Origin of the sequence: Pseudomonas sp. So3.2b (assembly GCF_019464415.1) — a bacterium.
Taxonomy (GTDB): domain Bacteria; phylum Pseudomonadota; class Gammaproteobacteria; order Pseudomonadales; family Pseudomonadaceae; genus Aquipseudomonas; species Aquipseudomonas shahriarae.
The window spans coordinates 2,497,174-2,505,248 of record NZ_CP080494.1 but is presented as its reverse complement, the minus strand read 5'-3'; the positions used below and the strand labels follow the sequence as shown (position 1 = coordinate 2,505,248).

General features: G+C 56.6%; 5 protein-coding genes. 1 reads left to right on the top strand and 4 read right to left on the bottom strand.

The features are described 5' to 3' along the window. Window positions 1–42: 42 nt before the first annotated feature. The gene (locus K1X80_RS11310) at window positions 43–1,005 is read left to right on the top strand and encodes an alpha/beta hydrolase (RefSeq protein ID WP_198792335.1); all 963 of its coding nucleotides are present in this window, start codon (window positions 43–45) and stop codon (window positions 1,003–1,005) included. A gap of 76 nt (window positions 1,006–1,081) precedes the next feature. On the opposite strand, the gene K1X80_RS11305 is transcribed toward K1X80_RS11310, so the two are convergent. The 4 genes from K1X80_RS11305 to K1X80_RS11290 all read right to left on the bottom strand — a co-directional run bounded on the left by K1X80_RS11305 (window position 1,082) and on the right by K1X80_RS11290 (window position 8,007). Next, window positions 1,082–3,589, bottom strand: coding sequence for a TonB-dependent siderophore receptor (locus K1X80_RS11305; protein ID WP_198792336.1), 2,508 nt, complete (start codon window positions 3,587–3,589; stop codon window positions 1,082–1,084). 337 nt (window positions 3,590–3,926) lie between these two features. Further along, window positions 3,927–6,452: a TonB-dependent siderophore receptor gene (locus tag K1X80_RS11300; RefSeq protein ID WP_220172899.1), complete on the bottom strand. Its 2,526-nt coding sequence runs from the start codon at window positions 6,450–6,452 to the stop codon at window positions 3,927–3,929. A 107-nt stretch (window positions 6,453–6,559) separates the two neighbouring features. Continuing rightward, on the bottom strand, window positions 6,560–7,504 hold the full coding sequence (locus K1X80_RS11295; protein WP_220172898.1) for a FecR family protein: 945 nt from the start codon (window positions 7,502–7,504) through the stop codon (window positions 6,560–6,562). Further along, complete coding sequence (locus K1X80_RS11290; protein WP_225923851.1) at window positions 7,501–8,007, bottom strand: RNA polymerase sigma factor; 507 nt, start codon at window positions 8,005–8,007, stop codon at window positions 7,501–7,503. The genes K1X80_RS11295 and K1X80_RS11290 overlap by 4 nt, the downstream gene beginning before the upstream one ends. Window positions 8,008–8,075: the final 68 nt, after the last annotated feature.

Genomic DNA, 8,075 nt, shown 5'->3' with positions numbered 1-8,075 from the left:
TGCACAGGGGCGGCACTGTATTGAATCAATAAGGAACACGTAATGCCCCTGGACCCCGATCTCGAAGGTTTTCTGGAGTTGGCTGAAATGGGCCGCCTGAGTGGCAAGAGTCAGCCCATGCATGCCTTGAGTGTGAGTCAGGCACGGCAGGAGTTCGAGATGAGCTCGCAGATCCTCGACCCTTCGCCGCCCGCCAGCCTGACGATTACAACCTTGCACATCCCGACACGCGACGGCGCAAAGATAGAAGCCCGGCTATATCGCTCGGCACATCATGCCCAACCTTCACAACCGAGCATTCTGTATTTCCACGGCGGCGGCTACGTGGTCGGCAGCCTTGACTCCCATGACTCGATTTGCCGCCGCCTGGCATCCAGCGGACGCCATGCGGTCCTGGCCCCGGCTTATCGGCTGGCTCCGGAGCATCCGTTCCCCACGGCCGTCAACGATGCCCTGGATTGCGCCAACTGGCTGGCTCGCGAGGCGCACACCCTGAATCTGGACCCGGACAATGTCAGTGTCGCCGGCGACAGTGCCGGCGCCACCCTGGCCACGGTACTGGCCATCAGCGCCGTGCAGACACCCGAACACCTTGCGCTAAAGCCCAAGACCCAGTTGCTGTTTTACCCGGTGGCCGACACTCAGCGTACGCGCCCTTCCCACCAGTTGTATGCCGAAGGCTACCTGCTGGAAAGCGATACCTTGCAGTGGTTCTACCAGCATTACACTCCCGACTCCGAGCAGCGCGGTGACTGGCGTGCATCACCGTTGTTGGCAAAAGACCTTGGGCCGCTGGCACCGGCCTACGTTAGCCTGGCCGAATATGACCCGTTGTATGACGAAGGCTTGGAGTATGCGCAGTTGCTACGCGCCACTGGGACGGATGTCACCTTGTTGACCCAGGGTGGGTTGACCCATGACTTTCTGCGGATGTCTGGAATCAGTACTGACATCGGCGTGATTTATATGGCTGTCGAAGGTTGGTTGGAAGAGCACACGGCCTGAACGTATGACCTTACTGTGGACACAAGGCACAAAAAAGGGACATCTCGCGATGTCCCTTTTTCGTTTCAAACCGCGCTTACCAGAAGGTACCGCGCAGGGTCAGCATGTGGTTGCGCTCGTCACCGTACCAGTTGCCCGATGCCGAAGATCCCAGTTTGCTGTAGTACTTCTTGTCAAAGAGGTTGTTGGCGTTGTAGATCACACTCCAGTTCTCATTGACACGATATTCGGCCATGGAATCCCATACGGCGTAACCCGCCTGAACGTACTTATAGTTCTGCTCCACATCGTTCACGAAGGTAGTCCCACTGACGTAGGTAGCGCTTTGCAAGTTAACACCACCTCCGACTTTCACGTCGTTGAATATGCCCGGCAAACGGTAGGTTGACCACAGTTTGATCTGATGTTTTGGCGTAATGCTGCTGAATACCTTCGCCGCAGTGCGGTTACGATTGTGGTTATACGTATAGCCCGCCAGAACGTTCCAGTCCGGCAGGACTTCACCGGTAAACTCCATGTCGACGCCTTTGCTGACGACCTTGCCCTGAGGCAAGTAGCAGCAGTTGCCGCCAAACAGAACACTAGATTCTTCGTAACGAGGATCCAACACTGCCTCGTTGTTACGCGAGGTGTAGTACAACGCAAAGGAAGTATTGACGGCTCCGCCCCACAACTCGCCCTTGACGCCGGTCTCGTAAGTCTTGCCGGTTATAGGCTCCATCGAACTGCCCGGCAATGGTCCCTGCATCGTGCTTTGTTGGGGCTTGAAGATTTCGGAGTAGCTGGCATAGGTCGACCATTCATCCGTCAGGTCGTAGACGATACCGCCATAAGGAACCAGTTTGGTTGCTTCGCGGGTCGATACATCCGACTGAACCTTCCAGGCTCCATTTTCGATCGCCTGGTACAACTGATCAAATTTGTACCGCTGCGCACGAGCACCGATGATCAAGTGAAGTGGGTCCGCCAGTTGCAAGCGCAACGTCGAGTACAGGCCATACTGGGTCTGACTGTTGGGACTGTAGTTACGAATAAAGTTCTTGTCTGTTCCTGGTTGTGGCCAGGGTGTCGCATCCGGGTCAAATACATTGACCGGATTACCCGCCCCGTTGGACGAGGCAGTCCCCTCCCACTGGCTGGTGATTTTCTGATGATCCATGCCGACCAGCAGCTCGTGCTCCAAGCCTGCGTACACGAATTTCCCTGCTAGGTTTACATCGAGAAGCTTCTGATCGCTGCGATACTGATTGTTGGTACCTCCGGTTTTAGGCCCCGTGAGTGTTACCGGATCGACAGCACCAAAGCTGAAAGCCGCCTTCGAAAACCCGGAGTCCAGCGTTTGGGTATATGAAACATTGAGCTTCCAGTCATCGTTAAGCTCATGGTCGACCTTGGCAAAAATTTCTTGGGATCGCCCGTCCAGATACGACCATTTTTGGGTCAAGCTAGTACTTCTGGACAGACCAAGGTCCTTGCCATTCACATCGCGCGGCAAACCGATCCCCGATCCCGTTTCATGAATACGCTCCGAGCGTCCACCCAAAGTCAATCGTGTATCCGGGAGGATATCGGCTTCCAGAATCCCGTAGAAAATCGGCTTCTCTGTACCACGATCATCCACCATGTACTGACGATCCGTGTAAGCCGCGACCATCCGGCCACGCAGCTTGCCATCAAAGCCCAATGGCCCTGTGACATCCATTTGTGTGCGGTAGTTGTCCCAACTGCCCGCCGACATATCGACTTTCAACTGATAGGCATCCAGCGGACGTTTGCGCACCAGGTTGATCATGCCGCCCGGATCGCCCGTACCGCCAAAGAGACCGGAAGCACCACGCAGGACTTCAACATGGTCGAACTCAACCAGATCGTAGTTTTTGTTGGAATAGAAACTGCCCGACGTAGTGCCTAATGCCATCGGGGCAGCACCGTCGATTTGAATGTTTTCAATCTTGAAACCGCGCGACGAGAAATCCGACAAACGGAAGTTGTTGTTAGTGACCGTGATACCCGGCGTCACTTTCATGGCTTCAGCCAGGTCAGTCATGCGTTTTTCGTCAATAACCTGCGACGTCACTACCGACACCGACTGCGGCGTCTGCCGCAGACTGGTCGGGGTCTTCGAACCGATACTGGTCAAGCCGGTGGTGTAGGAGCCGGAGTTCTCCGTCATCTCCCCCATGCCCTGGCCCTGGATGGTGGTGGCACCCAGTTCAAGGGCTGAACTCGTACCATTTTCGGGACCGAGAATGACCGTATTGTTTTCAACCCGGAAAGTCAGGCCCGCGCCTTTCAGCAATGCTTCAAGAGCGGCCTCGGGCTCCAGGGTGCCTTTGACGGCAGTGGACTTCTTGCCCGCGACCATCTCCGGCCCAAAAAGTACTTGCAGGCCGGTCTGCTTACCTAGCTCGGTCAGAGCCTTGTCCAGAGACTGGGCTGGCACATTGACCTGGATTGGTTGAGCGAGCGCTCCAGTGGAGACACTGAGTGCCAACCCCAGGACCGCCACCGATACGCCATTGCGGCAGGAAGCCAGGGGGGTGTGGAAGAGTTTTTGCCTGAACCTTGTACTTGCGCGCTTCATTGTTTTGTTTAACCCCAGAGATGTCATTAATGTCGAAGGCCTCCCACTCTTCGGGCGGAATGGCCTGAATATAGTTAAACCGTCCGGACTCCACTCCCTGTTGCAGAGGGACGGTTTTGACTTGAATCGGTGTCGAGCCATTAATGAACGTTTGGGAGAAAAATAATTTAGAAGGATTCTCAATCACTTTGTAACAGCAGCAAAAACCTTGCCTTCGGCCGACACTTTATCTTGTCAGGCACCCTGGGAAACTCTCACCTTTAAATCATTCGAGAGCCTGGCGCACGCAAAAAAAATCACCTCAGGTGAGGTGATTTTTTACGGCGACGGAGAAAGCCTAGAACGTACCCCGCACAGTCAGCATGTAGTTGCGCGGCTCACCGTAGTAATTGCCGTACTCGGAAGTTTTCAGGGTCTCGAAGTACTTGCGGTCAAACAGGTTGTTGCCATTGAGGGCGACGGTCCAGTTCTCATCGACTTTGTATTCGACCATGGCGTCCCATACGGCGTAGCCGCCTTGAGCAAAGTCAAAAGGCGTCTCACGGGAAACGTCATAGTAGTTACCTGTAGGATTCTTTCCATCAATCCGATAAGCAGTACCGCTGGCATAACTGGCGCTCTGCACATTGACACCACCGCCGACCTTCCAGTCGGAAAGGCGATCAGGCAGGGTATAAACGGTCCACAATTTGGCCAAATGCTTAGGAGTAACCGTGGTGAGGAAAGTATCTTTAGTGCCATTCTCGATAAGGTTCAGGGTATATCCCCCCATCACCATCCAACCAGGTGCTATCTCGCCGTTCGCCTCAAGCTCGACACCCTTACTGATAATCTCGCCTTCAGCCAAGTAACAGCAACTGCCGCCATATAGAACGGCCTGTCGTGGATACCTCGGGTCCTCAATCGCTTCTTTTTCACGCTTGGTGTAGAACACCGCGGCTGAAACGTTCAGCGTCCCGCCGTAGAGCTCACCTTTAATACCTGTCTCGTATGTCTTGCCAACCATCGGCTCCAGTACTGTGCCGGAAGCCACTGGGCCTTGCAGTTGATGAGCCTGGGGCTTGAAGATTTCCGAATAGCTGGCGTACACCGACCATTCATCATCGAGGGCATATACCAAACCACCGAAGGGCACCAGTTTAGTGGGTTCACGATGATTACTCTGGGACTCAAGGCCCCATGCGCCCGTATCAGCATTTACGGCCATGTAGGTCTGTTCGAACTTATAGCGCTGCACCCTGGCCCCGATTATCAGCTTAAGCGGATCCGTCAGCTGTAAACGCAAGGTCGAGTACAGACCATATTGCCTACGGGTATTGGGGCTGTAATCACGCTCAAGCTTGTTGCCAATGCTGTCGGAAGGTAGAGGCGTGAGGTCTGGATTGTAGACATCAATAGGATAGAAGCCCTGCATAGCTTTCGTTGAGCGCCAGCGACTGGTCACCTTCTGCACATCAGCACCGATTAGCAGTTCATGCTCACGATTGAACGCCGTAAATTTCCCGGACACGTTGCCATCGAACAGCGTCTGCTCACTCCAGCTTTTAATGTAACTCCCTCCCCAGGTCGCACCTTCAAGCGTTACCGGATCAGGTGAGCCCCACAGGAACGCACCTTTGGTCTCGGATTTATCAAAGGTACTGGTCAAGGACACATTGAGCTTCCAGTCGTCAGCCAGTTCCTGGTCGTACTTGGCGAAGATTTCTTGGGAACTGTTATCGCTATAGGCCCAGTTCGGCGAGTACCAAGTGCTGCGGCTGAGCTTCAAGTCCTGCCCGGTGCTGAAGCGCGGCAGCCCGTCGCCAGTACCATTTTCATGAATCTTCTCGTAGCGCCCCCCAACGGTAACCCGGACCGTATCCGATACATCGGCCTCCAACACCCCGTAGATGAAAGGCTTCTCGGTACTACGGTGATCCATGAAGTACTGCCGGTCGGTATTGGCGACCACAACACGTCCGCGAAGCTTGCCATCAAAGGCCATTGGCCCCGTCACGTCGACTTCAGTACGGTAGTTGTCCCACGAACCTGCCGACGTATTGAACTTGAGCTGGAAGTAATCCAGCGGGCGCTTACGCACGGCGTTGATGATGCCGCCCGGATCGCCGGTGCCGCCAAACAGGCCAGATGCCCCCTTCAAAATTTCGATATGGTCGAACTCAGCCATGTCATACGTTTTGTTGGCGTAGAAGGTACCGATACCAGAACCGATATCCATCGGCGAGGCACCATCAATCTGAATGTTATCAATACGAAAACCACGAGAGATGAACTGCGGTAGACGATAATTGGCGTTTTTGACGGTGATGCCCGGCGTGCGTCGCATCGCATCGGACAGATCGACAATGCGCCGGTCTTCCAGAAGCTGCTGGGTGATGACAGACACCGACTGCGGCGTGTCCTTCAAACTCGTAGGCGTTTTGGAACCGGCGCTGACAAGGCCGCTGGTATAAGACCCCGAATTCTCCGTCATCTCCCCCATCCCCTGCCCCTGAATGGTGGTAGCCCCCAACTCCAACGCCCCACCCTGTACCGGCGCCTTCTCAATCAAAATCACATCATCACTCAATAGGGCAACCAAGCCGCTGTTCAGCAACAACCGATCAAGTCCCTGCTGCACCGGGTAGCTCCCCTTCAACCCGTCCGACTGCTGACCAGCCACCAATTCGCTGACAACCATCAACCGCAACCCGGACTGCTCGGCAAAGCGCGTCAATACCTGGTCAAGTTGACCGGCCTCGATAGCGTAGGTCCGGCTGTCGCTCTTCTGCTGCTGCGCCGCCTGTGCCGGCAGGCTCATACCCACGGCACTGGCCGTGGCAAGTGCCAGGCTCAAGGCGGTGTGCCTGATCAGATGCTGCATAACGCTCCCCTTGCTGAAATCAGCCAAATAAAAATCAATCTCAACAGGAAAGACGTCAGTCCTCTGAAACCCGACAGCGGCGGCAAGTGTATTTTTTGCAAGCTGAGTTACTGTCGCGGCGAGTCGTCGCGCTCGATCACGGTCAGCCACGGCAGCAAGCGCACTCGCAGCGGCAAGGTGCGTTGCAGCAGTTTCAATTGGGCGTCGGTGTCGTCGGTGGCGATGATGCCGGTCACGGGCAGGTCGCGCAGGCCGCTGTCACGGACCCAGATTACGCCGCGATGGTAGCGGCCAAGTTGCTCCAGCACATCACCCAGGGGCTGGCGGTTGAACACCAGTTTGTCGCGGCGCCAGGCCGTGGCGGTGCCGACGTCGACTGGCTGGGTGCGCGAGAGACCTTCCGGGCCGTATTGCACGGCCTGACCGGCCTCGACATCGGTGGTCTGTGGATCGTCGTCCAATGTCACGCGCACCGTGTGTTCGGTGACGACCATCCGCACCTGCTCGCCTTCGCGCCGCACGTCGAAGCCGGTGCCCAGCGCACGCAGGCTGCCACGGCCGGCGCGTACTTCGAATGGGCGCTGGGCATCGCGGGCGACCTGGACAAAGAGCTCCCCGGTATAGAGATGCAACACACGACGATTACCGTGCATTTCTATATCCACACGCGTGCGTGGCGCCAGTTCCAGGTGTGAGCCGTCGGCCAGTGTCACACGGCGGTGCTCACCCAGGCCGGTCACCTGGTCCGCCATCCAGCCTTGCTGCTCCGCCTGCCAGGACAAACCGCCTGCCAGGCTCAACGCGACGACAAGTCCCAGTTGCAGCAAGCGGCGTGACGACGCGGGCGGACGCTCCAGTGCGCTGCCCAGGCTCTCCCACAACCGCTCCGCCGCATGGGCGGCGCGTTGGTGCTCCGGGGAGGTTTCGCACCACTGCAGGTAGGCGTCCCAAGACGGTGCCTCGGCACTGCCCGAATGCAGGTCGACCAGCCACTGCAACGCTTGCTCGGTCAGCAGCGGCGAAGGTTTACTCGGGGCAGGGTCGCGTGTCACTCGGTCATCCCGAGGCGACGGGCACAGTGCAGCACGGCACTCATGATGTATTTGCTGACCATGCTGGGGGAAACCCCAAGCTGCTGGGCGATGGCGGCATGGCCCAATCCATCGAGGCGATTGAGTAACAAGGCCTGGCGGCTGTTCTCGGACAATTCACTCAACGCCTGATGCAACAGTTGCAACTGCTGGCGCATTTCCACCAGTGCCGCAGGCCCCGGGCACGGATCCAGCAGTTCGTGCTGCACATCCTCCAGCGAGTCCATCGGCCCGCGCCGCGTACGGCTGCGCCCAAGGTCAATGATCAGGTTGCGCAACACGCGAATCAGGAAAAACCGTGGGTTGATGATCGTATGGGTGCGCTGCTGTCGATCCAGGCCAACGTAACGCACGAATGCGTCCTGAGCGAGGTCGGCAGCCATCTCCCTGTCGCCCAGGCGACGGTAGGCAATCTGCTGCAGTTCGCGATGATAGAGGCGAAACAACCGGTCCAGATTATCCAACGCACACTCCATGAGCATCCGTGTGCAGGGCACACATAGGGGGCGCTAGACTACAATTTATGAGAATC

What these genes read in the sequence shown, in the direction of transcription:
- K1X80_RS11310 (WP_198792335.1), top strand. Translation starts at nt 43, where the DNA reads ATGCCCCTGGACCCCGATCTCGAAGGTTTTCTGGAGTTGGCTGAAATG.
- K1X80_RS11305 (WP_198792336.1), bottom strand. Translation starts at nt 3,589, where the DNA reads ATGAAGCGCGCAAGTACAAGGTTCAGGCAAAAACTCTTCCACACCCCC.
- K1X80_RS11300 (WP_220172899.1), bottom strand. Translation starts at nt 6,452, where the DNA reads ATGCAGCATCTGATCAGGCACACCGCCTTGAGCCTGGCACTTGCCACG.